The sequence below is a fragment of the Gordonia sp. ABSL11-1 genome, assembly GCF_030315685.1.
Lineage (GTDB): Bacteria > Actinomycetota > Actinomycetes > Mycobacteriales > Mycobacteriaceae > Gordonia.
On record NZ_JASXSI010000015.1, the window covers coordinates 1 to 26,680 of the forward strand.

The 26,680-nt window shown below is 62.5% G+C and carries 21 protein-coding genes and 4 pseudogenes; 16 read left to right on the forward strand and 9 right to left on the reverse strand.

Translation table 11 applies throughout. From position 1 onward, the window contains the following. Positions 1-184 precede the first annotated feature (184 nt). Positions 185-598, reverse strand: a complete 414-nt coding sequence (locus QSJ19_RS16745) for a hypothetical protein (RefSeq protein WP_286322020.1) — start codon at positions 596-598, stop codon at positions 185-187. A gap of 183 nt (positions 599-781) precedes the next feature. On the opposite strand from QSJ19_RS16745, the gene QSJ19_RS16750 reads away from it, so the two are divergent. The 3 genes and pseudogenes from QSJ19_RS16750 to QSJ19_RS16755 form a co-directional block, all read left to right on the forward strand. Next, a complete protein-coding gene (locus QSJ19_RS16750; protein ID WP_286322021.1) occupies positions 782-1,009 on the forward strand; it encodes a hypothetical protein in 228 nt (75 codons plus the stop codon). A 251-nt stretch (positions 1,010-1,260) separates the two neighbouring features. Then, positions 1,261-1,770 carry a DUF389 domain-containing protein gene (locus QSJ19_RS26815; protein WP_502876207.1) on the forward strand — a complete coding sequence of 170 codons (510 nt, stop codon included), beginning with the start codon at positions 1,261-1,263 and terminating at the stop codon, positions 1,768-1,770. After that, positions 1,691-2,062 (forward strand): annotated as a pseudogene (locus QSJ19_RS16755) (SRPBCC family protein); the annotation flags it as partial. The gene QSJ19_RS26815 and the pseudogene QSJ19_RS16755, both read left to right, overlap by 80 nt. Positions 2,063-2,088: 26 nt before the next feature. Here QSJ19_RS16755 and QSJ19_RS16760 read toward each other — a convergent pair. Genes QSJ19_RS16760 through dprE1 form a run of 4 tightly spaced genes read right to left on the reverse strand, consistent with a single transcriptional unit; the run spans position 2,089 to position 7,036 of the window. Next, positions 2,089-2,850 carry an MBL fold metallo-hydrolase gene (locus QSJ19_RS16760; protein ID WP_286322022.1) on the reverse strand — a complete coding sequence of 254 codons (762 nt, stop codon included), beginning with the start codon at positions 2,848-2,850 and terminating at the stop codon, positions 2,089-2,091. Next, entirely contained in the window at positions 2,847-4,796 is a 1,950-nt protein-coding gene (locus QSJ19_RS16765) for a galactan 5-O-arabinofuranosyltransferase (protein ID WP_286322023.1), read from the reverse strand. Before QSJ19_RS16765 ends, QSJ19_RS16760 begins: the two co-directional genes overlap by 4 nt. A gap of 2 nt (positions 4,797-4,798) precedes the next feature. Beyond that, positions 4,799-5,560, reverse strand: a complete 762-nt coding sequence (gene dprE2, locus QSJ19_RS16770) for a decaprenylphospho-beta-D-erythro-pentofuranosid-2-ulose 2-reductase (protein ID WP_286322024.1) — start codon at positions 5,558-5,560, stop codon at positions 4,799-4,801. Between the two features lie 57 nt (positions 5,561-5,617). Then, entirely contained in the window at positions 5,618-7,036 is a 1,419-nt protein-coding gene (gene dprE1, locus QSJ19_RS16775; protein WP_286322025.1) for a decaprenylphosphoryl-beta-D-ribose oxidase, read from the reverse strand. A gap of 449 nt (positions 7,037-7,485) precedes the next feature. Between dprE1 and QSJ19_RS16780 the strand changes: the two genes are divergently transcribed. Continuing rightward, a complete protein-coding gene (locus tag QSJ19_RS16780; RefSeq protein ID WP_286322026.1) occupies positions 7,486-7,770 on the forward strand; it encodes a DUF1905 domain-containing protein in 285 nt (94 codons plus the stop codon). A gap of 8 nt (positions 7,771-7,778) precedes the next feature. On the opposite strand, the pseudogene QSJ19_RS16785 reads toward QSJ19_RS16780, so the two are convergent. Then, a pseudogene (locus tag QSJ19_RS16785) lies at positions 7,779-7,925 on the reverse strand (diiron oxygenase); the annotation flags it as partial. Between the two features lie 99 nt (positions 7,926-8,024). On the opposite strand from QSJ19_RS16785, the gene QSJ19_RS16790 reads away from it, so the two are divergent. Next, the gene (locus QSJ19_RS16790; protein ID WP_502876208.1) at positions 8,025-9,524 is read left to right on the forward strand and encodes an IS1634 family transposase; all 1,500 of its coding nucleotides are present in this window, start codon (positions 8,025-8,027) and stop codon (positions 9,522-9,524) included. A gap of 36 nt (positions 9,525-9,560) precedes the next feature. Here QSJ19_RS16790 and QSJ19_RS16795 read toward each other — a convergent pair. Both QSJ19_RS16795 and QSJ19_RS16800 read right to left on the reverse strand, forming a co-directional pair. Further along, positions 9,561-9,758 (reverse strand): annotated as a pseudogene (locus tag QSJ19_RS16795) (transposase); the annotation flags it as partial. 238 nt (positions 9,759-9,996) lie between these two features. Next, entirely contained in the window at positions 9,997-10,434 is a 438-nt protein-coding gene (locus QSJ19_RS16800) for a GNAT family acetyltransferase (RefSeq protein ID WP_286322027.1), read from the reverse strand. Positions 10,435-11,049: 615 nt separating this feature from the next. Here QSJ19_RS16800 and QSJ19_RS16805 point away from each other — a divergent pair. The 11 genes from QSJ19_RS16805 (at position 11,050) to QSJ19_RS16855 (ending at position 26,236) form a co-directional block, all read left to right on the forward strand. Next, positions 11,050-11,907 carry an isocitrate lyase/phosphoenolpyruvate mutase family protein gene (locus tag QSJ19_RS16805; protein WP_286322028.1) on the forward strand — a complete coding sequence of 286 codons (858 nt, stop codon included), beginning with the start codon at positions 11,050-11,052 and terminating at the stop codon, positions 11,905-11,907. 91 nt (positions 11,908-11,998) lie between these two features. Then, entirely contained in the window at positions 11,999-15,133 is a 3,135-nt protein-coding gene (locus QSJ19_RS16810; protein ID WP_286322029.1) for an AMP-binding protein, read from the forward strand. Next, complete coding sequence (locus QSJ19_RS16815; protein ID WP_286322030.1) at positions 15,130-16,587, forward strand: MFS transporter; 1,458 nt, start codon at positions 15,130-15,132, stop codon at positions 16,585-16,587. Before QSJ19_RS16810 ends, QSJ19_RS16815 begins: the two co-directional genes overlap by 4 nt. Before the next feature lie 69 nt (positions 16,588-16,656). Continuing rightward, the gene (locus QSJ19_RS16820; RefSeq protein ID WP_286322031.1) at positions 16,657-17,763 is read left to right on the forward strand and encodes a pyridoxal-phosphate-dependent aminotransferase family protein; all 1,107 of its coding nucleotides are present in this window, start codon (positions 16,657-16,659) and stop codon (positions 17,761-17,763) included. Beyond that, positions 17,760-19,973, forward strand: coding sequence for an FAD/NAD(P)-binding protein (locus QSJ19_RS16825; RefSeq protein WP_286322032.1), 2,214 nt, complete (start codon positions 17,760-17,762; stop codon positions 19,971-19,973). Before QSJ19_RS16820 ends, QSJ19_RS16825 begins: the two co-directional genes overlap by 4 nt. Before the next feature lie 94 nt (positions 19,974-20,067). Continuing rightward, on the forward strand, positions 20,068-20,721 hold the full coding sequence (locus QSJ19_RS16830) for a pyridoxal 5'-phosphate synthase (RefSeq protein ID WP_286322033.1): 654 nt from the start codon (positions 20,068-20,070) through the stop codon (positions 20,719-20,721). A 36-nt stretch (positions 20,722-20,757) separates the two neighbouring features. After that, a complete protein-coding gene (locus QSJ19_RS16835; protein ID WP_286322034.1) occupies positions 20,758-21,714 on the forward strand; it encodes an NAD(P)-dependent oxidoreductase in 957 nt (318 codons plus the stop codon). Between the two features lie 22 nt (positions 21,715-21,736). Next, a complete protein-coding gene (locus QSJ19_RS16840; protein ID WP_286322035.1) occupies positions 21,737-22,783 on the forward strand; it encodes a zinc-dependent alcohol dehydrogenase in 1,047 nt (348 codons plus the stop codon). After that, complete coding sequence (gene argC, locus QSJ19_RS16845; protein WP_286322036.1) at positions 22,780-23,886, forward strand: N-acetyl-gamma-glutamyl-phosphate reductase; 1,107 nt, start codon at positions 22,780-22,782, stop codon at positions 23,884-23,886. Before QSJ19_RS16840 ends, argC begins: the two co-directional genes overlap by 4 nt. Positions 23,887-24,020: 134 nt before the next feature. Beyond that, a complete protein-coding gene (pgk, locus tag QSJ19_RS16850; protein WP_286322037.1) occupies positions 24,021-25,121 on the forward strand; it encodes a phosphoglycerate kinase in 1,101 nt (366 codons plus the stop codon). Beyond that, the gene (locus tag QSJ19_RS16855) at positions 25,118-26,236 is read left to right on the forward strand and encodes an iron-containing alcohol dehydrogenase (protein WP_286322039.1); all 1,119 of its coding nucleotides are present in this window, start codon (positions 25,118-25,120) and stop codon (positions 26,234-26,236) included. The genes pgk and QSJ19_RS16855 overlap by 4 nt, the downstream gene beginning before the upstream one ends. 158 nt (positions 26,237-26,394) lie before the next feature. On the opposite strand, the pseudogene QSJ19_RS16860 reads toward QSJ19_RS16855, so the two are convergent. Then, positions 26,395-26,675, reverse strand: a pseudogene (locus QSJ19_RS16860) (transposase); the annotation flags it as partial. Positions 26,676-26,680 lie beyond the last annotated feature (5 nt).

Genomic DNA, 26,680 nt, shown 5'->3' on the forward strand with positions numbered 1-26,680 from the left:
GCACATCAATTCGAACCTGCTGAATCCAGCCTATCGAACACATGTACGAAGCGCAAGGAAATCCGGAAACTATCTCGGCTGTGATGTACCGGAACATCGGTGATGGTTCTGTGTCAGGACCTCGGTGACAGAATCGATGGTCTTGACGGTGGCAGCTCGTCGACGATCACTCTCAGAATGCCATTCACGCCGCCACGATCGGTCGCCGACGGACCTCGCTTCGATAGATGATGCCTCCGAACAGCGCGGACTGGATGATCTCGTCGGCCAGATAGCCATCGATGTCGAGAGGTCGCTCGATGGCGCCGACGCCACGGTAAGCGCTCAGCATCGGCGTCAATTCATCAGCGGTGAGTCGATACATCTCGCCGCCGAGATCGGTGATGGCCAGGCTTCCCACACCGTCCCAGTCGTCGATTCGCGCCCAATGCCGAATCCCGCATCCCTCGACAGCCTCGATCAGGAGTCGCTGGGTGTACAGCGCGCCTCCGACGTGCGCGTGACGATCGCGCATCACCTGCAGGGCAGCGCGATAGGGCACACCATTCTCACGTGCATAGGTCCGGGCGGCGCGCTTCTCCGCATAACGCTCAGTCATAATTCGTTCCGCTCCGTGGCCACCCGCGTTTCGATGCCGCACCGAGTCCGAGACGCCGACAATGGGTACGCAGATCCAGCGGACCTTGCCCGTCAACACCGAACAGGCAACGCGGGTGCCTGCGGCAGCTGGGGTGGCTATGCGAGTAGCGCTGAGGCAAACAGTACAAGACACAAGGCAGTGGTGCTGTACATCGAGATCTGCTCGCCTGCGCATCTGACCGACGACGTCCTGGGGCTGGTGAAAGACGACGAAGCCGTCAGCTCGGTAGCCGTCGTACGGGGTGCGTCGCTCAAACCGGTCGGTGACCTGGTCAAGATCGACGTCGCCCGGGAGGCCGCTGACGACCTGATCAGCGCTGTCGCGCAGTGCGCTCGACGCCGAGCGACGCGCTCCCGGATTCGGCTCTGATGCGGTCGTCTGGGCGCAGGTCGGTCGGCGCGCCTACGGCGAGTCCGAGCTGAACGTCACCTATCTGGGGTTCATGATCCTGGCAACCGTGCTGGCGGCGATCGCGGTGGTCCTCGATTCGCAGATCCTCACCGTCGGGGCGATGGTTCTCGGTCCCGAGTTCGGGGTGATCAGGGCCATCTGTGTCGCCGTGGTACTCTGGCGGCCGAATCTGCTGTGGATGTCGGTGCGCACGTTGGTCGTCGGATTTCGTGGTCGGCATCGTCGCCACGTTCGTGTTCGCCGGGGTCGTGCGCAGACTCGGATGGGCCACCGTCGACGACCTACGGCATCACCCGGAGACCGAGTTCATCTACTCGCCGGACAAGTGGTCGTTCATCGTCGCGATCCTCGCCGCCGTCGCCGGTGTCCTGTCGATCACCTCGGCGCGGACGGGTGCACTCTCCGGCGTGTTCATCTCGGTGACCACGATCCCCGGCCGCCGGCAACCTGGCGCTGGCCGCAGCCTTCGCCGAATGGACCGAGGTCCGCGGCTCCGGGTTGCATCAAGACGATCGCCGAATCACCGCCCGACCCGTGAGGAGTGCTGGTCCCGCCCACCACGAAGGAACAACCATGACAACAGAACTCGATCAGGATCGTATCGAACGCGAGATCGCCATCGCCGCGCCGCCGCAGCGGGTGTGGGAGTTGGTGAGCGAGCCGGGGTGGTACATCAACGACAGGCAGATCGTCGAACACCGCATCGACCGCGACGGTGAGCTGGCCACTGTGCACGACCCCATCCACGGGGCATTCGTATTCCGGACAGTCGAACTCGACGAGCCCAGGTACGCAGCATTTTGCTGGCTCGCCGACCCCGACGACGCCGACAGCGACTCGACTCTCGTCGAATTCTGGGTGACACCAGAGGAATCCGGCGGCGGAGTGGTCCTCAAGGTCGCCCAGAGCGGGCTCGCCTCCCTGCCCGGCACCGCCGCGGAGCGCCGTGAGCGCCTCGACAGCAATGTGGAGGGTTGGCGGATCGAACTGGACTTCGCACGAGCTCATCTCACGCGTGATACAACGGCCAGAGCCGGTCAGGACGCCTCGAGTGCACGCCGAGCGGCGTCGGCCACTGCACCGTCGGCGCGCGGACCGTGTCCGGGGAACAGGGTCGTCGCGTCGAAGGTGGTGAACGATTCGACCGTCTGCCGGGCGGTCGCGACATCGTGCTGGAAGGCGTCGGAGATGCACTGCGGACCGGTGATCGTCGAGATGGGGTGACCACTCACGAGTGCGTCCCCGGACACCAGCACCTCACCGTCCGCGATGAGGTAGGCGCTATGGCCATCGGTGTGTCCATGAGCGGCCACCGGGACCGGCCGGCCGGGAAGGTCCAGCGGATCGGGGAATGGCTTTGCCTCCGCAATTCCTTTGCGGCTCAACACACCCAGTGGCATCACCTTGGCCAGCCATCGCAACACTCGCGGTTGGTAGGCGAGCGGCACGATGTCACCCGGGCCGGCCTGTTGCAGGTGTTCACGCCGCGCGTGGGAGACTTCGACGGGATCCATGAAGACGTCGAAACCGTACTGTTCCTGCAGGGTGGCGAGCCCGCCGATGTGGTCGACGTGAGCGTGCGTCAGCAGGGCGCCGCGGATGTCCTCGGGACGCCCGCCGATGTGCCGGATCGACTCGACGACATCGGACGCCTGACCCGGGTAGCCGCCGTCGATCAGGGTGATGTCCGTACCCTCTTGCAGCAGAACCCAGTTCACGACGTCGCTGTGCACCAGGAACGCCGACGACGACCCGGCGTCGACACGGCTGATCAGGAATGGGCTCCGGCGGACGATCATCGTCGCACCACCACCACGAACGGGCCCACCTCGGTCACGACGAATCGGGGATCGGCGAACGCGGCCGGGTCGAAGGTCACTGTGTACCGCTTCACATTCGGGTCATTGGGATAGACGTCCTCGGCCAGCCGCAACGTGTATCCGTCTGCGGCATAACGGAAGAGGAAGACGTTCGGCGGGGTCCACGGTGAGCGGTCCAACTTCTCGACCAGCTCGTCCGGAGTCGTCGAGTCCGCCCATCGTTCAATGGCCTTCGCCCGCTTGTCGAACTCCGCCAACGGATTCGCGTAGTGCGACGTCAACCCCTGGAAGCCCCAATAGGGATAGATGGAGAGGAAGCCGTAGTCGGCGGTGAGCACGACGTTGTCGGTCGCGGGTTTTGTGGTCTGTTCGCGGATGAGCCGATGGATCTCGGGATAGTACGACTCGGCCCCGGGGGGCCGCTGATCGGCGCGCACGCCGTAGCCGTCGGTATCGGTGTAAGCGGTGGTGATCTCGGTCGACAGGAAGCCGGGGACGTCTTGGGCCACGGCCATCGCGGCGACCGTTGCGACTGCGCCGATGGCGAAGCGGACATCACCGAATCTGCCGACGGCCCATCGCGACAGGTCGGCGAGTGCGAGAACACCGGCGGCCGCCAGTGTGGCGTTCAGGATCGGGTCGAGGCGGAACGACAACAGCGTGGTCCCGCCGGCCGTCAGCAGCATCGACAGCAGGCAGAACAGGTAGATGGTGGCCACCGCGATGCCGAGTGCCAGGGCGACCGTGCGATTCCGGAACCGCAACAGGATCCAGATCAGGCCGACCAGACTGAGCAGCCCGACCAGGGTCAGGTGGAAGAACGGCAGCGGAAGGATCGCGCCGCGTTCGGGTAGATAGTGCTCCGCGGTGCCGCCGCTCGCGGGTTCGCTGCGCAGCCGCGACCACAGGTAGGGCGCCCACACCAGCAGGGCGATGAGGCCGGAGATGGCCGCGATCGACGCCAGTCTTCCGATGATCGCCCCGATGACCGATCGTCGTCGGCCGGACACGGTGGCGTCGGGAACGGCCTTGTTGGCCGCGCCGATCCACGCCTGCACGACGAGATAGCACGCCATCAGCACCGCGGTCAGCGCGAACAGACCGGTGTACAGCGTGTAGAACGTGGCGCTCAGACCGAGGAAGGCGCCCGACGCCACGACGGCCGGCCAACTCGTACCCGATCGCAGCCCGCCGACCGGGCCGCCGGCGGAGCGAGATTGCCCGCGCAGCGCGTAGAGCATCGTGATGAGCATCGGGACGCCGAGCAGCACCAGAACCGCCGCATAGGGTTCCGGCGAGGCGAACATCAGAGTGATGACGGTGACCGCGAGGGCGATCGGAATGCCGCGCGTGGCGCCGAGCATCCGGTTCCACAGCAGGATGCCGACCGCGGCGGCCGCCGCCATCGACAGGATGGCCCACGGCTTGTAGGCCTCCCATCCGGGCAGGCCTTCCAATCCCGCGTAGCGCCCGCCCCACCAGAACCAGCCGGCCGGATAGTACGGCGGCAGGTCCAGATACGTCATGTCCGCGAGCCGCGGACTGCTCGTCATGCGCGTGAGGTACTCGGTGCGGAACTCCTGATCGACCGACAATCCGAACAGGTAGAGCTTCGTCGCGCCCAGTGGCATGCCGAGGGTGACGGTGACGAGACCGGCGGTCGCGATCGTCGAGACCAGGCTCGTCAGCCAGCCGGTCGACGACCGTCCGGAACGGTGGCGGTTGAGCAGCACCACGAGCACCAGCGCTGCGACGGCCACGACCTGGCCGACGGTCGTCAGGGCGCGGGTGACGTTGGAGGAGTTGAACGACGGCCAGTCGACCGTCGCGATGACCTTGAGGCCGACGAACGCGACGAGCGCACCGACGATCGCGCCGATGAACAGCTCGCCGACGTCCCGGGCGCGGCGAACGGTCGTGTTCACGATCAGATGGGCAGACGACGGAAGATCGGCCGCGGGATGTGCCGCAGGATCATCATCACGAACCGGAACGGACCGGGCGCCCAGACGATCTCCTTGTGCTTGTCGGCCGCCGCGACCGCCATACGTGCGACGTCCTCTTTGTTGACCGTCAACGGTGCCTCCGCGACGTGGGCGGAGAGTCGGGTGCGGACCTGTCCGGGCCGGACGACGAGGACGTGGATGCCGAACGGGCGCAGGGCGTCCCCGAGGCCGAGATAGAAGCCGTCGAGGCCGGCCTTGGTGGAGCCGTACACGAAGTTGCTGCGCCGCACGCGTTCTCCGGCGACGGAGCTCATCGCGATGATCTGACCGAAGCCCTGGGCGCGCATCTTCTCGCCGAGGAGCACGCCGACGGAGACCGCGGCAGTGTAGTTGATCCCGACCTCGGTCACCGCGGTTCTCTGGTCCTGCCAGGCCTTCTCGTCGTCGGGCTGGATGCCGAACGCGACGATCGCGACATCGATGTCACCGCCGGCGAACGCCTTGTCCAGCACGGCCGGATGGGTGTCCGGGGCGAGGGCGTCGAAGTCGATCTGTTCGACGCTCGCAGCGCCCGCCTTCTGCATCTTCTCGACGGCCGCGGCGGCGGTGGGGTCGCCGGGCACGGTGGCCAGCACCACCCGGATCGGGCCCTTCTTCAGGTACTCCTCGGTGATGGCCAGGCCGATCTCGGAACTGCCTCCGAGGACGAGGACGGACCGCGGCACGCCGACAGCGTTGATCATGATGTGGATTTCCCTTCGAAGCTGTTGCGCATCAGGATGATTCGTATCGGGCTCGGGTCAGATCAGTTCGAGGCGACGACCCATGTCGGACATGAAGACCTTGTCCGGGTCGACGCGACGACGGGTCGCGATCCACTCGTCGATCCGCGGGTACATGGCGTGGAAGGTGTCGGCGGACGTCCGAGAGTCCTTGGCGGTGTAGAGGCGCCCGCCGATCGACATCACCCGCCGGTCGAGTTCGTTGCAGAACTCGGCCAGTCCCTTCTTGATCGGGAAGTCGACGCAGATGTTCCAGCCGGCCATCGGGAAGGACAGCGGCGCTTGGTTTCCGGGCCCGAAGAGCTTGAACACGTTGAGGAAGCTGACGTGTCCGGATGCCTGGATGTCGATGATGATCTGTTTGAACTCCTCGACGGCCTCCGGCGGCACGATGAACTGGTACTGCAGGAAGCCCTTCGAGCCGTAGGCGCGATTCCAGTTCCCGAACAGATCCAGCGGGTGATAGAACTTCGTCAGGTTCTGGATCTTGCCGGTGTAATTCCCGCCCATCCGGTAGTAGGCCTCGCCGACGATGGAGAAGTCGAACCTGTTGGCCAGACCGTTCGGAAAGATGTCCGGGAAGTTCATGAGTGTCGGGGCGTCGAACTTGAGTGGATCCTTCGCCAGCTCCGGCGGCAGCTGGTCCAGTGTGGCGAGCGATCCGCGCGAGAACGTACCGCGCCCGAGTTTCGGCGGTTTGCTGATCGCGTCGAACCAACCCGAGGAGTAGGTGTAGTTCGACTCGCTGCCGTCCTGATGCAGCGCAATCGTCTCGTCGAGCGTGCTCGTGACCGTGCCGTCGGCGATGAAGTAGGCCGTCTCGGTGCGGGTCATCCGGATCTTGGCCCGCAGGATGATGCCGGTGAGTCCGATGCCGCCGATCGTCGCCCAGAAGATGGAGGCGTCGGGGTCGTCGTCGGTGCCCTCGGGGGTGATCGTGATGATCTTGCCGCTCGCGAGGAGCAGCGTGATCTCGACGACGTGGTTGCCGAAGCTTCCCGCGCTGTGATGGTTCTTGCCGTGGATATCGCAGCCGATCGCGCCGCCGACGGTGACCTGGCGCGTACCCGGCAGCACCGGCACCCACAGGCCATGCGGCAGTCCCACGCGCATGAGGGTGTCGAGATCCACGCCCGCGTCGACGTCGACGATGGCCGTCGACTCGTCAATCGAGTAGATGCGGTCCAGCGGCGTCATGTCGATGGTGAGACCGCCGGCGTTCTGCGCGTTCTCGCCGTACGAACGCCCGAGTCCGCGGGCGATCACGCCGCGCTTGAGGTAGTCCGGTTTGTCGGCATTGTCGTCGGCCACGCGCGCGACCGCCTCCGCGATGACCTCGGGATACGGGGTCGACAGCACGTGTCCCTCGATGGGCATCGTGCGGCCCCACCCCATCAGGTTGCGGGTCTCGATCGGCAACAACTCTTCAGTAGACATCGCCCATGAGGGTACCTGGCCGCCTGCGCGGTCTGTTCCCGATCAGATTCTGCTGGTGACAGGGGCGGGGACGGCGCTCGAGGATTGCGACGGACCCCTGGCGGCCTACGAACCGCTGCTGCCGGTGACTATCGACTCGGCGATGTCCCACAGCATGTTGTCGAAAGCTTCGATCGCATAGAAGATCGCTGCGAGCATTGTGTACCACTCTTTCTTTCGACGCCGTTCCCGACGTATCCGATTATTTCTCAACAATTGTTGCGTGATACAGAGGAACACTTTGCGTTGCTTCGTATCATTTGTCACCTTACGATTCTTTTCAGTTCATGGTGGCAATATCGGTGATGCCGTCACGATCAGACGCGGAGCACCGTGCGGCTTGCTCGCCGATGAATTCCTGGTGATGCCCTGCTCGGCCTGAGGGACACGCAGACTTCGAGGAGGCCGTCATGAACACGCCACTGGGCAAGACGTTCACTGCCGTCCACTGCCGTCGTGGAGAGGGCCCGGCGGCCGGTGGTTGGACCCATGTGGTCACTGACTGGACCGCGGCGCATTTCGGGACACGCGGTCTGGTGAAGGTCACCGGCACCATCGACGGCAGCCCGTTCGAGAGCTCGTTCATGGCGCTCGGCGACGGCCGGCACAAGCTCCCGATCACGGTGGCATTTCTGTCGCAGATCGGGAAAGGGATCGGCGATGAGGTGGAGGTGTCGTTGACGCAGCGTCGATGAATCGGCGCCTACAGCATGTGTACCTTCCGATAGATGCGGGCCGCCGCGGGAGTGAGTAGGCCTACTTCGTCAAGAAATTGCATCAGGTGAGCGCAGCCGCTGCGGACCATCGATTGGAAATGATGATTCGCACGCATCTCGGCGACCGCCCGCCTGACTTGGCTCATTTTTCGGGATTTGGCGGTTCGCGAGTCAGTGACCTGGGGTGATGGGTTCGGTGGTGGACACTAATCGGTGGGTTCTAGGCTTGCTGGGTGGCGTTTGTGCGGACGGTGAAGACTGCGTCGGGAGCGACGGCGGTGCAGATCGTGCATTCGAATCGGCGTGGGTCACGTCAGATTGAGCACATCGGTTCAGCCCACGATGAGCGGGAGTTGGCGGCGTTGAAAGCGGCCGCGGCCGGCCGACTCGCCGCCGGTCAACTGCACCTGGATCTGGGCATCACCGCTGCCGATGGCGCCGGACCACTGCCGATCACCAGTGCTCGGATGGCAGTGCTCTGGGAGTGCCTGAACGACGTGTACATCGAACTCGGATTCGGTGCAGCGACTAACGGCGACAGCGTGTTTCGCGATCTAGTCCTCGCCAGAATCATTGAACCGACGAGCAAACTCGACTCGCTGCGCGTGTTGGAGGAAGTCGGGGTCGCGGCTTCCTCGTATGCGACGGTCAAGCGTCGACTGCAAACCTATGCGAACGCCGGGTGGCGCAAGGCCCTGGCCGCGGTGTGCGCCGCGCATGCCGGCCTGGGCCCGACCACCTTGGTGCTCTACGACGTCACCACGCTGTACTTCGAGACTGACAAGGCCGACGGATTCCGCGAACCTGGATTCTCCAAGGAACGCCGCCTCGAGCCACAGATCACCGTCGGCCTGTTAACTGATGCGACCGGATTTCCGTTGATGGTCGAGGCGTTCGAGGGCAACAAGGCCGAAACGCTGACGATGATGCCGACGCTGACTGCGTTCATGAAGGCCCATCAGCTCACCGACGTCACCGTGGTCGCCGATGCCGGGATGATCTCCGCAGCGAACAAGAAGGCCATCGAAGACGCCGGGCTCTCGTTCATCCTCGGCGACAAAGTCCCGACCATTCCCTACCAGATCAGCAAGTGGCACAAGAACAATCCTGGTTCGATCCCGCCGGATCGGTTGGTGTTGACCCAGCGGTCACCGGCCAACGCCAAAACCAGCTACCGCCGCGATCAGGTCGTCTACTTCCAGTACAGCGCCGACCGGGCCCGCCGCAGTCTGCGCGGAATCAACGAGCAGGTCGACAAAGCCGAGAAGGCCGTCGCCGGGAATATTCCGGTCAAACGCAACCGGTTCGTCACGCTCAAAGGTGCCGACAAGAGCGTGAATCGTCAGCTCGAGACCAAGGCCCGAACCTTGGCTGGGTGGAAGGCCTACGCCACCAATATCGATTCTCCGACACCGCAATTCGTGATCGGTGCCTACCACCAGCTGTGGCGGATCGAGAAGAGTTTCCGCATGTCCAAATCCGATCTCGCTGCCCGGCCGATCTTCCACCACACCGAAGACTCCATCCGGGCGCACCTGACGATCGTGTTCGCCGCCCTCGCGATCACCCGTGTCATTGAAGCCCGCACCGAATGGTCTATCAAGAAGTTCGTGACCACCGCTCGCCGTTACCGGACAATCACCATCCAAGCTGGGCCACAAACCATCACCGCTGCCGACCCGCTACCCAACGACCTTTACCAAGCCCTCAACGCGATCCGGGGTGGACACTAAATTGAGCCAAGTCAGGCACTCACGATGCGGCTACTACAGCGACAACACCACCTCATCGACATCAGTCAAACGTCGTTGGCGCTTCTTCACGATCTGCGGCTCGAAGGTGCCCGCCCGATCCCGCGGCACGTCGATCTCGACCCGGCCACACGCATCGGTCAGCACCGTCTTCGACCGCGACCCGTTGCGCGAGTTGCCACAGCCACCAGAGTTTCGGTCATGACGTGACCTTCCTGCCTCCGATACACCGAGGGCGGTAAGACCACTTACACCGTTTTCACGACAGTCCCCTGTAATGCCGACGCTAAAAGAGGCTTGCTTCCGTGTGGAAGGCTTGTCGAGGAGTGCCGCCACGGTCGGCGGACCCGCTAGTGGTTCTGTGACCAGCGGTTCTTCTTCAGTTCTGTAGCGAGTTCCAAGATCGCTCCTTGTTCATGAGGAGAAGTACTGTCGTCACGCAGGAGGTGGCGAGTCACGACATGGCCTTTTCATCGTCTTCCAGTCGTTTGCCTAAGTTAATCGCTTCGTAGGTTGAATAGCCAAGACCTTCGTAAAAGGCAATCACCTGGGTGTTTTCCGGCCGCACCTGAAGCTGCACTTTCGGGCAGTCAAGCGCTGCGAGCATGGATTCGGCTCGCTGCACCAGGCTCTTCCCAAGGCCGGTGGCCCGGTGCGACTTGGCTACGGCAAGGTAATAGATCCACCCGCGATGGCCGTCATACCCGACAACTGCGCTCCCGACAACAGCGCCGTGATCCGCTTCAGCTACGAGAAACATTTCAGGCTGAGTTTTCGTCTTACGCTGCACGTCCTTCAATGGATCATTCCATGGTCTGGTTAGGCCGGATTCTTCCCAAAGCGCGACAATGGCTTCTTCATCCGCGCTGGCAAAGGGTCGTATATTGACCATTTCATTCCTTTATCTTTCGAGTAATGTTCCCTCGTGCACCGTCATCGGGCTACAACTGCGCTGTCTTCGAGCCGCGCTTCTATGCTCTCTTCTAGGTGGGCCAGCTGGGCTCGAACCGCGGAATCGAACTCATCATCTTCACTGCCGCCGGACGCTCCAGGGCTATCGGGTGACCGGCGATCTGCGCCCGGAGATTGCACACGTGGCGGACGGTTCTGATTGCGGCGACCGTACCGTTTACTCATGTGTTCGGTCCTCCCATCGAGATGGCCTGGCAGACAGATGAGGTCGTCCAAGTTGACAGCCACCGACCTTGACCACACTGACCACCAAGCTCGAAGCCGTCATTGACGGCGGCCACGCTGTCCACTCCGTCATCGACGTGGACACCCTCGCACAATCTCTACGCCGTTTCTCGCCGGAGTGCCACTTCCGATAACGGTGCGACACTGCACATTAACGAACGCCGCCCTCGCGCTATCATCGATGATCCTCGAACATCACGCGCAACAAGCTAACTAGATCGCGCTGGTTTTATCCCTTTGTTCATCGCGTGTCGTCGCTACCGTTACTTTCCAGTTGGTTTGTTCGTGAACGTGACTCGATGGGACCCCGATGAGCGACAAAATCCGCACTTTCCGTGAAGTCATCGAAGGCAGCAGCGCCGTCCGAGTGGCAGGTGCTCACGACGCCCTCGGGGCGGTCCTCGCACAAGAAGCAGGATTCGATGCTGTGTGGTCATCGAGCTTCGAGGTCTCGGCTGCACGCTGCCTTCCTGACGCCAGCATTCTGACCATGACGGAGTACCTCACAGCAGCTGTCAATATACAACGGGCGCTCGATATTCCAGTCGTGGTCGACGGAGACACCGGATACGGTGGCAACCTGAATGTCGCGCATATGGTCCGAGAGTTCGAACGGGCTGGTATTTCAGCAGTGTGCGTCGAAGACAAGCTTTTTCCGAAAATGAACAGCTTCGTCGACTCGGGCCAGAGACTCTTGCCATCGACCGAGTTCGCGCGCAAGATTTCCACGGCCAAGAATGCGCAATCTTCGGACGAGTTCTTCGTGATCGCACGGACCGAGGCGCTCATCGCTGGCCTTGGCGTCGACGAAGCGCTTCGGCGCGCACATGCATATTCAGATGCAGGTGCAGACGCCATTCTCATTCATTCGAAGCAGAAGACGAAAGATGAAGTCCTGCTGTTTCTCGACGAATGGCGTGGCAAACTCCCTGTAGTCGTCGTGCCCACGACGTATCCAGAATGGCACATCGACGATGCGGCCGCCGCCGGAGTGTCAGTGGTGATCTACGCCAACCAGGGCCTACGGGCGACAGTGTCATCCCTCCGGTCGACTTTCCGTTCCATATTCGAGAACGGAGAAACCACGGCACTGGAGAGCAGTATCGCACCTGTGAGTGACATCTTCGCCCTCCAGCGGCTCGCGGATTGGCAAAAACTGGATGTCTGAACGACTAACGGTGTCATCGGCAGGGTCACACTCGGACATGTCAGCTCGTACACGACTTAGTCCTCCTCTATCCGGCCCGCAGTCGGCCCCCATGCCGATCGATGTGATCGGGCAATTCTGGGAGGTCGTGAGCGGCCACGGAGATCGGCCGGCGGTCGTGACAAGGCAAGGCGTCACTACATACTCGCAACTCGGCGAACAAGTCGCAGCATTGTCTGGCGTTCTCGGCGATGCCGGGGCGACCGCGTCCGACGTTGTTGCCGTCGAACAGTCGGCGCGAGCGGAAGCGATTTCCGCTGTGCTAGCGGTGCTTCATTTGGGTGCAACGGTCGTTTTGGTGGACCCTACTGTGACTGCTCGCCGCATCGATGCGGTATTCGCGGTGACGCGTCCGTGGGGGACAATTGCTGCCTCTGACGAGGGATGGACAGTCAGGACCGGTGCCGATGCGCAAGACCGTGTTCATGAGGTCAGTTCGGCCAGCGTTGTTGTCCGCTCGGTGCCGCCAAACACGACCTCGCAGGTGGCGTACGTCAGTTTCACCTCGGGTAGTTCGGGAGAACCGAAAGCAATCCAGGGGAGTCGCTCAGGGTTGTCGCATTTCCTCGCATGGCAACGGGAACAGTTCGGGATCGGACCAGGTGATCGATTCGCTCAACTCACCAGTTGGGCATTCGATGTAGCCTGGAGAGATGTGTTGACGCCATTGGTGGGCGGTGCTGCCGTCCACCTTCCAGCGTCGAGATCACTGACCTCGCAACGGGTACATGAGTTCCTGCATAGTGAGGACATAACAGTTCTGCACACCGTTCCTTCACTTGCTCGCCGGTGGCTCGACAAAAATACCTCGACGGACCCGTTGCCGCATCTGCGTCTGACATTCTTCGCCGGCGAAGTTCTCGATGCAGAGATCGCTGCCCGTTGGCGTACCCGGTGGGCCCCTGATTCCGACATCATCAATTTGTACGGGCCGTCGGAGACAACGCTGGCCAAAATGTGGTACCGAGTTCCGCCCGAATCACACTCGGGAGCAATACCAGTCGGCTCCCCCTTACCCGGAACCGAAGTAGCCCTCACCGCCGAATCGGAGGTGGTCATCCGAACCCCCTTCCGCTCGGTCGGCTACCTCGGACGCGACGACACATTCGGGCGCAACCCCTACACCGACGATCCGGACGACCTGCTCTACTGGACCGGGGACCTCGGTCACTTCGATGGTGACGGTCTACTGCATCTACATGGACGACGCGACGACCAAGTCAAGATCAACGGTGTGCGTGTGCACCTCAAAGACGTCGAACGCGAACTCGAACACATCGACTGCGTCGATCATGCCGGTGTGATCGCAGTACGCACTACCCAAGGCTTGCTGCAACTGGTGGCCGTCGTTCGTACCAACACTGCGACCCCGGCATCGGCAATCAAGGCGTACTTGAGTGCCCGAGTAGACCCCGCCGCCGTACCGACGGTGATCCACCTGGCAGATGAGCTCCCCTTGCTGCCGACCGGAAAACTCGACCGAGCCTCGTTGCGGACTCAGCACGAAGAACACCTACGCAGCGCTCCGACCGATACACAACGCTCCAATTCGACACATCCGACACCGCCGGCCGACTTTCTGGACCGAAACGAGACAACGGTGGCGGAGATATGCGCACGAGTACTGGACGCCGAGTCGATCGGGCGCGAAGAGGATTTGTTCGACCATGGTCTGGACTCGTTGGACGCGCTCGAGATTGCATCGCTCCTACAAGATCGTTTCGGTGCCGTGGTCCCGATGGGAACAGTGCTCGAGCACCGTTCCGTCCGAGCCATCGCAGAGCAGCTCGCCGGTGCAGAATCACGACTCGCCGGTGCAGAGATACGAACGGTCGTGGACACAGATGCCGCGCGCACAGCTTTGACTGCCTCTTGGAACCATCGTCACCGTCTGCGGCAAAGCGCCCACGAAGCGCGACGGGGGGTGTTCAATCCGCATCATTCGGTCCGCGCTTTCGAGATGGTGGGCCGGGTGGATCTCGCCGCCCTGGACCGCGCTTGGCAGGACTTACAAGTCCGGCACCCTGTGCTGCGCAGCGCTTTCCCTGATTGGGACACCTGGATACCCGGACACGCTCCAGCAACTGTCATCGAGCACCTCGCAACTCGCCGCATCGACCGCGACGCTGCAGTGCACGGCGTCGCGGTCGAGCCGTTCGATGTCGTGCAAGGCCCTTTGGCTCGACTGGTCGTCATCGACATCGTTGACGACCCAGGCCGATGGGTCCTCGCATTGGTTGTCGATCATCTGGTCACCGACGGCTGGTCCGCGTCGGTGCTTCTCCGCGACTTGGGTGCGTTGTACCGCAGGGTCGGCAGTCCTGAGGACGCGGTCTTACCGCCTGTCGAACGCGACTTCGTCGACGTCGTCGTTCGTGAGAATGATTTTCTTGAAAGTTCGGATGGGCAGCGTTTACGCCGACGTATCGCTACCGAATGGGACTGGCCGGTTGAGCCGATACCCAGTCTTCGGTGGCCTGTGGGCAAGCGGATAGATCGGCATGAGAACAGCAACTGGCTCCATCGGATCGTTCCGCCTTCGGTCTACCAGGACCTCGCCCCGCTGGCTTCGTCGCTCCGAATGACAAAACTGAATATTGTTCTGGCTGCCACACATTCGGCGCTGTCTGTTCTGTCCGGGCAGTCGCAGGTCGCGACCACCGTGACGGTCGCCAACCGCGGGCACCCGTCGGTGCGGGAGAGTGTGGGATGGTTCGCGAGCAAGGTCGTCGTCGACAGCTACCCGCTCGTCGATGACGCGCGTGGGTATCTCGAGAGTGTCCGTAACTCACTTGTCAGGGCGATCGACACGAGCCGGGTGCCCTGGCCGGCTCAGATTTTCGACCACGCTGCCGAGGCGTTCGGGCACCAGGCACAGGAGCCGTTCCTGTCTTTCAACGCCACACCCCTCGGCGCCGAACGTGGTACAGACCCCAACCTTTTTCCTGGGGTGTTGCTGAGCGCTCTTCCAGTGCGGGTGGGGTGGCAGGACGCTGCACTGGCCACACAATGGCGGGAACTGGACGACGGCGGGCTCGCAATGTCTGTGAACTACAAGACCGATCTGTACTCATCGTGCGACATCGACGTGTGGTGGCAGACGGTAGCGGCCGAAATCGACCGATTCGCAGCGCTCGCGACCACCACTTCCTCAATGCAGGTCCAGACGTCGGCGGTACCGCGATGAGCACCGAGAGAACACACTCGACGATACAGGCTGACCCTGCGCCCTGGGAGATTCCGGCCGGACTTCGCTACGCCATCGGGACCGGAGTTTTCCTGCTCTCCTTGAACTCGTCAATGATCGCGGTCGCGATCCCGGAAATCAGAGACCATCTGGGTGGTTCCGCCTCCGGCTTGGCCTGGTTGATTTCAGGGCTGTATGTCGCGGCGGCTGTGGGGGCGCCCACCGCGGGACGGTTGGTCGATTTGTACGGCCCACGCGGGGTGTATCTGGGCGGATTGGCACTGCTGTTGGCAGGATCGCTGGCCGGGTCGTTCTCACCCGACATCACCGCTCTGACGATCAGCCGCGTCGTGATCGGACTCGGCGGTGCTGCACAGTACCCGGCGGCGATCGCCATAGTGCGTGCCTACACCTCTACGCAGAGCCGGTCAATGACCAAAGCGCTTGCGACACTGTCGATGGCAGGCCAGACCGCCGTAGCGTTTGGGCCGCCGCTGGGGGGGCTCTTGGTCAGCGGGTTCGGTTGGCGCGCGCTGTTTGTGGTCAATGTTCCTCTGGCGGCAGCGGCATGGTTGTGGGTTCGACGCACCGCACCGGCCGACAGCACCGACGACGCAGACCGCACAAGACCACAATGGTCGACGGTAATCCGGGCCATCGATCTACCAGGGTTGGCGACATTCGTCGGTGCGACGGTATCGCTGATGGTTCTGCTTTTGTCCGTCGGGCGCACGGTCGAGGCATCGACAGCGATCTGGCTGGGTGTGTCGACGGGCGCATTCGTCGTGGCCCACATCGTCTGGGAGTGGCGCAGCACCTCGCCGTTCATCGACGTACGTCTACTAGTGCGCAACACTGGATTAAGCGTGACCTATGTACGCACCACGGTGACTTACACTGCGTTCTATCTGGTGCTCTACGGACTGCCCGTGTGGCTGCAAACCGGTTACGGTCTCAGCGCAATCGCTACCGGAGCGGTAGTGTTTCCTGTCGCCGCGGTGGGCTTCGTCAGCACTGCACTCGGATCGCGGCTGATCAAACGAGCAGGAACATTGAGCAGCCTCACAGTGGGAAATGCAGCGATGACGATCGTCGGATTGCTGCTGTGGTTCGTTGTCGATGCCGATTCGGCCGTGTGGTTCCTCGTAGTCATCGCCGCCCTCCTTGGGCTTCCCAACGGATTCAACAGCATCGGCAATCAACAGTCGATGTTCGACAGCGCCGACCACGACCACATCGGGACCGCATCGGGAATCTATCGAACCTGTCAGTACATCGCGGCAGCGCTCGCCTCGGTGATACTCGAGCTTTTCCTGCGGCACAATACCGCTGTCACCGTTATCGGGGCGATAGGAGCAGCCGTCTTCGTGTGCGGCGCCGTGTTGCTGCTCACTGCTCTACCCGCCGATCGTTTCGTCACCCGCCGCCACCGAGACAAACCGTCCACGGCCTGAAAAATTGGTCGAGGCAACGACTTCGCACCCAAAGATAGGGATCTGATGTCCAATTCAGATACACGTCGATTGGTTCTGCTCAACCCTGGTCCGGTCAATGTCCACGACGATGTCCGAGCCGCTATCGCGGCACCGGACAGTTGCCATCGCGAACCGGAGGCCGCAGCCTTGATCGACCGCGTGCGAGCCAAGGCAACCACCGTGGCAGGCGGAGACGATTCGTTCACCTCCGTGGTACTGGCCGGATCAGGTACCGCAGCTCTGGAAGCGGTGTTCTCTTCCGTGGTCCCGGCAAACGGGCGCATCCTGATCCTCGACAACGGGCATTACGCCGATCGAATAACTCGAATCGTCGATCTGCATCGAATTCCGTACCAGCGGCTGGAATTCGGATGGACTCACGCCATAGACCTCGCCGAGGTCGATCGCGTGTTGGCCGATGACCCCTCACTGACACATGTGGCCCTGGTACATCACGAGACCAGCACAGGTCAACTCAACCCTTTGCGCGAGGTGGGCGAAATCGTTGCCCGGCACCGACGTTCGCTGGCGGTCGATGCCATCAGCAGCCTGGGGTCGGAAAAGGTCGATGTGTACGCCGACCACATCGACTGGTTGGTCTCGACAGCGAACAAAAATCTCGAAGCACTACCGGGTTCGAGCATCGTCACCGCGCGGCACAGCAGCTTCACCGCCCTCGCCGATGTTGCGCCACACACGTTCTACCTGGACCTGCACGCACACTACCGCGCGCAAGAACACGAACACGCGCCGCTGTTCACCCCCGCACTGCAGGTCCTCGCCTCACTGGACGCGGCGTTGGACAGAACCCTCGACGAAGGAGTCCAGGCGCGAGGAAAACGCTATGCGGCACTGGCCCAACGCATCCGAGAGGGACTGCGTGAGCGCGGAGCAACGTTCCTGCTCGACCCGGAGCACCAGGCAAACTCGGTCACCAATGTCTACCTCCCCAGTGGAATTTCGTACCTTCAGCTGCACGATGCCTTGAAAGAACGCGGTTACGTCATCTACTCCACCCAAGCGCAACTCGACGGTCTCTTCCGAGTAGCCAACATGGGTCAGCTCACCGACAACGACATCACCGGGTTCCTCCACGCATACGACGACGCCCTCACGGCGCTGTCACAGCAGCTCGATGTGGAGGTCGGTGCATGAACGCGCAGACATCGACATTGGCGATCGTCGGCGGCGGACCCAGCAGCACGTACGTCCTGGACCGCTTGGCAGCGACGGTCGGAGCCGAAACCGGACCGATCCAGCTGCATATCCACATCTTCGACAAGTCCGGGCAGTTCGGCGCAGGCCAGGTCCACAGCCCCGACCAACCGACCACCAGCTTCCTCAATCGCATCGTCGGTCAAGTAGCTTTCGCCGCCGATGAATCGGTCGAGGACGCAGGCCCATTACTGAGCCCCGCGGACAGGCCGACACTCTTGGATTGGTGCCGAAACAAATTCGACGAGACCGGTGATCCGGTCTACGACCTGCAAGCCGAGGGCTGGCCGAAACGCTACATCCACGGCGAAGCACTGCGTGAGCGATTCGATCGCTACGTCGCTCTCCTGCGCGAGCACCCCGGTGTCGAAGTCGAACTACACCACGGTGAAGTGATCGACCTCGTCGACAACGACCGCACGCTCGGCGTGGTGACCGCCGACGGTGGCGACACAGTCGAGGCGAACCACGTTCTGATGATCACCGGTCATTCCTCCAACGACCCACTTCACTACCCGAGCCGCCGGCAGTGGACCAGTTTCGCAGCCAAACACCGGGCTGTCTTCGTCCCCTCCGCATACCCCCTCGACGCGGCATTCGGCGCGGGGGTGATCGACACGTCCAGCGTCGTCGGATGCCTGGGAATGGGGTTGACCAGCATCGACATCATCCTGCATCTGACAGAAGGCCGCGGGGGGCGATTCGAGCGCCCTCCAGATGCTGAACTGGTATACCACCCGTCCGGGCAGGAGCCGAAGTCGATCGCGGTATTCAGTCGATCAGGGTTGTTCACTTTCGCCAGACCGTACAACGCAAAAGAGCAGGACCTGGGGCGGCTCGAACACCGAGGGGTCTTTCTGACCGAAGACGCCGTAGCCCAGCTGCGACGCGTGGTCGGTGTTCCGAATCGACTCGGCACCAGAACAGCGCTGCAGCTCGACTTTCGCAAGCAGGTTCTTCCCCTGGTCGTCCTCGAAATGGCACACCTGTATTACCGAACTTTGTACGGCGAGAACTTCGGCGAGTATCTCGCGCAGGTGGCCGAAGGGGAGTATCGGGCGTTCCTGGCCGACGGCGGCGCCGGGGCGAGCTCCGACGAGGCCATCACCAGAGTTCTCGGCCCGCTCGAACGTGCCGTCGATGACGCAGCAACCCGCATCGACGAAGTACTCACCGGCGCAAGCACGCTCGGCGCTCTGTCCGATGTGTCATGGGACGCACGCGCGGGTCTGAACCGCTACCTCGAGGTCGTCTTCGGGCCAAGCCGTGCGCAGAAGTTGACAGCCGCAATCGACACGGACGCCTTCGCTGCCGACGTCGCACGCGCCGAATCACCGTATCGACACCCGACCCGCGCTTCGGACAACCGGTTCTCCTGGGAGAAGGCCATCGAGCCGTTGCCGCGCACCAGGTACTCATCAGGTCGCCACTATCGCGATGCGTTGCTCAATTTCATTGACATCGATCATCGCTGGGCTGCCCAGAACAACCTCGACAACCCAGCCAAAGCCGCTGCCGACGGGGTATGGCGCGATCTCCGAGACGTGCTCGCCTTTGTTCTGGACTTCGGCGGCCTGCAGGCGGACTCGCACCGGGATTTTCTCGATGTGTTCATGCGACACCACAATCGCCTCTGCAATGGAGCCGCGCTGGAAGTGATGGAAAAGGTGCGTGTACTGATCGAGCAGGGCATCGTCGATGTCTCGGCCGGCCCCGATGCCTACGTACGCACAGACGAGGAGACCGGGCACTTTCACGTGGTCGGCCCGTTGACCGGAACGGACACGGAGATCGATGTTCTCGTCGACTCCCGTGTCCATCCGTTCGCAGCCGAACACGACATCCTCCCGCTTTACCCGAACCTGCTCCGCCGCGGACTCGTCCGCACCTGGACCAACCCCGGCCTGCAGGGACATTCAGATTTCGCACCCGGCGGTCTGGACCTGACCGAAGACTTCCATCCCGTCCGTGCCGACGGGGCACCCGATCGACGTCTGACTCTGCTCGGACCACCCAGCGAGGGCGTGATGTTCTTCCAACTCGGAGCGCTGCGCCCCAACCAGAACCACCACGTCATGCAGGACGTACTGCGGTGGCTCCGCGAATTCTGGTCCTCGGCTCGCCGCGCCGCCGCACACCAATTGGTCTGACACATGCGCCGCGCGGCAATCGAACCCGCCACTGCAGCAGTCGAACCCAGCGCTGAAGTATCAATCCGACCATTGTCGACACACAGGAGTCCACATGGCACCGACCCCTCCCAACCAACCCGGTGATAGCTCGCTGACTGGTGACGCCACCCTGCAGCTCCCAGAATTCGACACGCCACCACAACACCCACTGCAGCTCCTGCAACAGTGGTCCGCCAGCGCTGCCGAACGGCATGTCCGCGAACCCAGTTCGGCGGTACTGGCTACAGCGTCGGACACAATCTCCACACGAGTGGTGTCAGTGAAGGACATCACCTCCGAGGGCATCGTTTTCACCAGTTTCGCGGACAGTCGCAAAGGCCGTGATCTCGATGTGCGTCCATTCGGCGCAGTAAATTTCTACTGGCGCGAGACTTTGCAGCAAGTGAACCTCTCGGGCCCGATCGACGATGCTGGTGACGAGACCTCGGATCGGTTGTTCGCCGAGCGGCCGCGCCAAGCCCAGGCCACCACGGCAGTGTCCCACCAAAGTCACCGCCTCGACGACGAGAACCACCTGCGAGCGCAAGCCCATGAGCTGCTCGCCAGCACCGACGAGATACCCCGGCCCGAGCGATGGCGAGCGTTCGTGTTGCGTCCGGTCAGCATCGAGTTTTGGTACGGAAGCCCCGACCGTCTTCATCGACGTCTGGTCTACGAGCGCCCCGTACCTACAGCCGACTGGAGCCACCGGCGACTACAACCCTGACCGGATCGATCCGGACACGAGGAGCACCTGACACCCATGGCCGAACAGCAACGAACACGAGTGCTCGTGGTCGATCCCATTGCCCCCAGCGCACTCGAACAGCTCGGGCGCGCATACGACGTGAGCGTCAGCATCCGACCAGAACCGGACAAACTCATGGCCCTCGTATTCGATACGGACGCGATCGTTATGCGCAGCGGAGTCGAACTCACTGCCGACACCATCGAACGCGCACCCAAGCTACGGGTCATCGCCCGTGCCGGTGCTGGCACGGACAACATCGACCTCGATGCCTGCAGACGAGCCGACATCTGCGTGTTCAATATCCCCGGAGCATCCGCGAACGCTGTAGCCGAACTGGCTCTCGGTCTGGTGCTCGCACTGACCCGCAACATAGCCCGTAGCGACCGACACATCAGAACCGGATTCTGGGACAAACAGGGCTCCGTCGGCCCGGAGCTGGCTTCTCGATCCGTCGGCATCATCGGACTCGGACGCATCGGAACACGGTTGGCCGACATCTTCACCGCACTGGGCGCACTCGTGCTCGGCTCCCTCGAACATCCGACACGGGAACGAGACAGCCAGCTCGCTGCGCGCGGAGTCACCCGCGTGTCGACGGACGAACTGCTGCACCGATCGGACTTCGTGTTCGTGACCGTTCCGCTGACCCCGTGCACACACCACCTCATCGGAGCCCCTGAACTGCGCGCGATGCCCAAGCACGCATACCTGATCAATGTCTCGCGAGGAGGAGTGATCGATGAACATGCTCTCGAACGCGCCCTACGGTCCGGCTCTATCGCCGGCGCAGCACTCGACGTGCACAACCGCGAGTGGGGAACGCCGCCACTGGCAGAACTCGACAACGTCGTGCTGACTCCGCATATCGGCGCAGGCACCGTCGACGCGCAACGCAGAGTGGGCACCATCCTCATCGAGCGCCTCGCAGAGGCGCTTTCGGGCCGCCCCGTCGACAACCGAATCGTCTAACATGACGCCGCACACCTACTACATGAACGCCGCCGTCCTGACCGAAACAGGCCACATACAGCACCGACGAATACCTCGCCCCCAACCCCGATCGGACGAGCTGCTGGTTCGAGTCGAAGCCAGTGGAATCTGCGGATCTGACCTCGCGGCGTTTCGCGGCACGCACCCCTACAAGAGCGCGCCCGCGGTCCTAGGACACGAATTCTCGGGCACGATCATCGACAGCGGCACTGCGGTCACGCGGTTTTCACACGGAGATCTCGTCTGCTCAGCCGCCTTCGCTCACTGTGGCCGATGCGGCGACTGCGCCGACGGAGCGACGAATCTGTGCCGCAACAAACTCAACCTCAGCCACCTCGACTGGACCGGCTCCTTCGCCGAATACGTGATGTTGCGCGAATCCATGACGTATCGCCTACCGGAAGGACTCGACCCGGCAGCGGGCGCCTTGGTCGAGCCGCTGTCGATCGGTCGCCATGCGATCGCACTCGCGCAGAACCGCGGAAGCGTCGCCATTCTCGGTTCGGGAACTATCGGGCTGGCTTGCTCGATCGCCGCCCGCCAGCACGACCTGGGACCCGTGGCGTGCGTCGATCTCGGATCCGACAAAGGTTCGCTGGCAACAGCTGCGGGCGCGCATCACTACATCGACGCCTCCCGTTCGGACCCGGTCGCCGCCGTCACCGCAGCCTTGGCGGGCGCGGCCGATGTCGTCGTGATCGCCAGCGGCTACCGCGGGGTGTTCGAGCATGCAGCGCACATAGTGCGCCCAGGCGGTGAGGTCATCGTGGTCAGCTACTTCGCCGGCGCCACACCGGTAGAGGTCAATGCGTTCGTCGGCAAGGAAGCCACCATTCGCTGCTCCGCGCTGTCGACTGCCGCCGACTTCCGCGCCGTTATCGGTTGGCTCGAACAGGGAATGGACCCCACCGCACTGATCACGCATCGATTCGCCCTCGATGAGGCGGATCGAGCATTCTCGCTCATGCACGATGATGCCACTCAGACAGGAAAAATCATGCTGCACATAGCAACCGGAAATCCTCAGTCAGACGGGACGAAGCAATGAGCAGTCCAAACAGCAAACTCCGGGTCGCTGTGGTCGGCGGAAGTGGCTACGCAGGGGGAGAGGCATGTCGGCTACTGAGCAACCACCCAGCTGTAGGCGAGGTAGTCCCGACCTCGCGCGGCGACGACGACTTCGACCGCGCGCATCCCAACCTCCTTGGAAGCGGACTCTCGTTCAAACACACGGACTCCGTCCTGGAAGATCCGAGCAAGTTCCATGCCGCACTGCTGTGCACTCCGACCGGGGAAGCGATGCGCATCGCCCCGGCACTACTGGCAGCCGGCCTCACGGTCGTCGATCTCAGTGCCGACTTCCGCTTCGACAATCCAGGTTCGTTCCGATCCGCCCACGGAAAAGAACACACTGCCACACAGTTACTCGCCGACGCGGTCTACGGAGCAACGGAACTGAACAGACACTCCCTCGACAGTGCCCGCCTGATCGCCAATCCTGGGTGCTACGCCATCACCGCACTGCTTGCGTTGGCCCCACTCATCGACTCACCCTGGGTGGACACCGCCGCCCTGATACACATCGCCGCAGTCAACGGGACAACCGGCGCGGGCATCACCCCCAGGCCGGAGACCTCGCATGCCGAGGTCTTCGGTTCGATGCTCCCGTACAACCTCAGCGGCCACCGGCACGCACCGGAGATCGAAGATCAGCTCAGCCGAATCGCAGGGACACCGATCACCGTCGACCTCGCCACCGCACACGGCAACTACGCACGTGGCATCTTCATCCAAGCCAGCGTATCGCTACGCGCCGATATCCGAACCGACGTCACCCGAGAGGACATTCTCGGGATCTACACCCGCCGCTACGGACGCGACGGAGACGGAGACTTCTTCGTACGCATTAACGAACACAACGCTGTCGGCGGACTCACTGACAAAGACTATCGACGCTATCCCAGTCTGGCATCGGTCGTGGGGTCCAATTTCTGCCACATAGGTCTGGACTACGACCCCAGAATCGGGGTAGTACGCGTGGTCGGGGTCAGTGACAACCTCGTCAAAGGTGCAGCCGGCTCCGCCATCCAAAACCTGAACGTCGCGCTCGGACTGGACGAAACCACCGGACTACGGACTTACGGCCTATGACCCGACAAACCGAAGCGACATCGAATACAGCGACACCCGAAGGTCCGCTCGATGGGGTGCCCCTGCTGCGTGAGCACCCAGTCGAGCCGGGGCAGCGATGGATCTACAGCGCAGGGTTCAATGTCGGACCAGCATTGACCGCCACTTCGCGGATCGACACCGAGCTCAAGGACCTGCGTCGTCTCTCCGATCACGGCGCACGTGTCGCGATACTGAGCCACCAGGGAAGCCACCGTGACGACTCCGCTCGACATCTGGACTACATTTCCGACTACCTTACCCGAGCCCTCGACCGGGCGGTGTCCTACTTTCCCGACAACGCCTCCCATGCAGCCCGCGACCGTGCGGAACGAATGACCGACGGTGAGATCGTGGTCTTCGGCAACACCCGATTCCACCGCGGAGAAGAACAGAACACACCCGAGCTGGCGGCGAAATTTGCGCACCTGGGTGACTACGTCGCGCTGAGCGGGTTCTCCAAAGCCCATCGGGCACATGCATCGAATGTCGGTGTGCTCGACCACCGACCCGGTTGGGCGACTACCGCGCTCGTCTCGGACATCGACTTCCTGACTCCGTGGATAATCGGAGCGGACGCGCGGCCCGGATCAGCAGTCGTGCTTGGCGGCACCAAACCCGAAAAAACCTTGACCGGTCTTGCACACCTGATGGGACGATGTGACGTCCTCGTTCCGGGCGGAGTGGTACTCAACACGCTGCTCCAGGCATCCGGGTACGACATCGGCAAATCCGATCTCGGCTCGCAAGCTGGTGCCTGCGCGGCCGCCGCTCGACGTGCACTGGCTGCACCGGGTCGTACCCGACTACACCTACCGAAGACGGTGTACATCGCCCCTGTCGCCTCGCTGCGCACAGAACCTGCGCGGCCCGTGGCCATCACAGATGGTGTGCCTGCCGATCACGCGATCGTCGACTTCGATGTCGAACCCTGGGCCCTGCAAGGTGTGCAGCAGGCCACCAGCGTGCTCGTAGCAGGTCCCCCGGCGTACACAGCCGCAGGACACACCACCGCTACCTCAGCCATCGCAGAGGTGCTACCCACACACGCACTGCTACTGGGCGGCGACACCGTTCTGGAATTACCCTGGGAGGGTGCAACATCGACCGGAGGTGGATCGGCCTTGCAGCTGATCACCGAAGGCACGAACACCGTCCTCGACCCCCTCCGGCGATCACACCGCCGTCAGACGATCACCACACCAGGACTGTCATGACTTTCGATCTGCACATTCCCACCCGCATCGTATTCGGCGCCGGAACTGTCAACCGCACCGGAGAGCTGACCGGTGAAAGCGGCTCACACGCACTCGTCGTCACCGGACGCAGAGCAGCACGAGCACACGGTCACCTTCAACGTGTCCTCGATTCATTGCAGGTATCGGGCATCCACAGCACCGTCTACGACGAGGTATCACCGAACCCACGATCAGACGAAATCGACGCGGCCGCCGCAATCACGAAAGCACGAGATATCGACGTCGTGATCGGATTGGGAGGCGGCAGCGCCATCGACGCAGCCAAAGCAATCGCAGTAACGCACAGCTACGACAGCACCGTTCGAGACCTGATCGGACACACCCTCGACACCACAACATCAGCGCTGCCGATCATTGCTGTCCCCACCACCGCAGGAAGTGGCTCCGAGGTGACCAAAGGTGCAATCATCACCGACACCACCCGAAACTTTCGCGCCGGCATCCGCGGTGCGGCAGTAACCCCACGTACCGCCATCATCGACTCGGACCTACTCGCAACGGTCCCTCCCACCGTTCTCGCGGACACAGCCTTCGACTCACTTGCCCATGCAATCGAAGGGGCCGTCGCTCGGCGCTCCACGCCCGTAAGCCGAACCATCTCCACACACGCAATCAGCTTGATCACCGAAAACCTGCCTCCCGTGCTCGAAGGCAACCGCGACCCGAAGCATCTCGACGCCCTCGCCCTCGCATCGGTACTGGGAGGGATCAACGTCGCCACCGTCAGCACCTGCCTACCGCACCGTCTGCAACAAGCATTGGGAGCGCTTCCACAGCTGAATATTTCACACGGCCGAGGGCTGGCCGCGCTGTATCCGGCCTGGCTCGAACATACCGAACCATCAGCGATGCACTTCTCCGCCATCGCACACGTATTGGACAACGACACCGTCTACGAGGGAATCAAGAAATTCACGAAGCAAACGGGCACCGCAACGCGACTGAGAGACTGGGGAATCGACCACTGCGACCTGCCGACAGTGGTCAACGCCGTCACCGGAAATCTGGACAACGACCCCGCGATCGACATCGACGCAACGTACATACACTCCATTTACGCCCGGTCGCTGTAGATGTACTCACCTGTGGTGCGTGATCGGCGATAACGCACCCGGACCGGCTGGCAATTCAGCACAAAATATATTGTCGGACAGATTATTTCGAGATTCAGGATAACCCGGATGGATGTGTCCGAGAAAGGTGTCAGCAGGTAGCGGTGGTGTTGGCGCTGCGCATGCACGCGAGGGACCTCGATCTCCACTCGCCCGATCTCGGTGAGCACGGTCTTTGATCGGGTGCCGTTCCGGGAATTGCCGCTGCCGCGACCGGCAGCATCGTGTCTCTCGTAGCCAAGGTGTCGGTCATCTCCGCATTCAATGCGGTTTCGAGGACGTTCTTGGTGAGCTGATTGAGCAACCCATTCGGGTCCATCAACTCCACGCCCTGCTCCTTGGCCTGAGCCAGGAGCTGCTCGGCCAACTGCTTCTGATCCACCTCGTCCCAACCAGACACCGTCG